At 54.5% G+C, this 1197-nt stretch carries 1 protein-coding gene; it reads left to right on the top strand.

The features are described 5' to 3' along the window. Positions 1–237: 237 nt before the first annotated feature. A partial coding sequence (locus tag MFP24_RS00380) for an IS110 family RNA-guided transposase (RefSeq protein ID WP_249228643.1) occupies positions 238–1197 on the top strand: 960 nt, incomplete at its 3' end.

Raw genomic sequence — 1197 nt, forward strand, 5'->3', positions numbered from 1 at the left:
CCAAATCCGTCATTCCTTATACGTGCAGACCTTGTTGTCTGCATGTATTAAGATCCTCAGGGACGCCTGAGGGAGAGATAAACAGGCTGAGTCATTCCCGAGGCCTTCCGAGCCTGTTTCGCAGATAAGCCGTTTATCTCTCAACCTTACCTGACCAAGTGCGTACAGTATCTGAGGCTGCGAGCCTGCGTTTTTAAGGATGCACAAGGTAAGGATTTCAATCGAGGAGACGACGGGATGAATGCTATCGGCATTGATATCAGCAAAGCAAAATTCGATTTGGCCGTTGAACGTAACGGGAAACGGCTAAACAAGGTTTTTTCCAATACGGAAGAGGGGTACCGGCAACTGGCGGTGTGGCTGGATAAGAAAGGGCTGGCGAAACCAGAATGCCGCCTGTGCATGGAGGCGACCAGTACGTATTACGAAGCGCTGGCGCTGTGGCTGCATGATAACGGCTGGAAAGTCAGCGTGGTCAATCCGCTGAGTATCAAGGGGTTTGCCCAAAGCCAGTTATGGCGTCAGAAGACCGACCGGGCGGATGCGCTGCTGATAGCCCGTTACTGTGCGACTCATCAGCCACCAGAGTGGATACCGCCGGCGCCGGAGGTGAGGGAGTTGCAGCGATTGGTGGCGCGTCGGGAAGCGCTTATCGAGATGCGAGTTCAGGAAACGAACCGGCAGTATGAAGCGAAAGGAGAAAGCAAGGCCTCGATAGAGCGGGTACTGGCGATGCTGGAGGAAGAAATCCGGCAGTTGGAAGAGAAGATAAACCGGCATATAGACCAGAATCCGGGGCTGAAGAAAGAGAAATCGCTGCTGGAAAGTATCCCAGGGGTGGGAGAAAAGTTAAGCCATTATCTGATGGCATGGCTGCGGGTGGAGCGACTGGAGAATGTGAGACAGGCGGTAGCCTTTGTGGGGTTATCGCCGCGAATGCGGGAGTCGGGCAGTTCGGTCAAAGGAAGGTCGGAGCTGAGTAAGCTGGGACACAGGCGGCTGAGGAAAATGCTGTATATGCCGGCGCTGAGTGCGCTGAAATGCAATGAAGGAGCGAAAGCCCTGTCGGGGCGGTTAAAAGCGCAGGGAAAGAACGGGAAGCTAATCGTGGGGGCGGTGATGAGAAAGCTGGTGCACTGGGCGTGGGGCGTGCTGAAATCAGGGCAAGCGTTCGATGTGGAAAAAACGCTGGCGAAA

This window comes from Brenneria tiliae (assembly GCF_023347575.1).
Classification (GTDB): Bacteria; Pseudomonadota; Gammaproteobacteria; order Enterobacterales; family Enterobacteriaceae; genus Brenneria; species Brenneria corticis.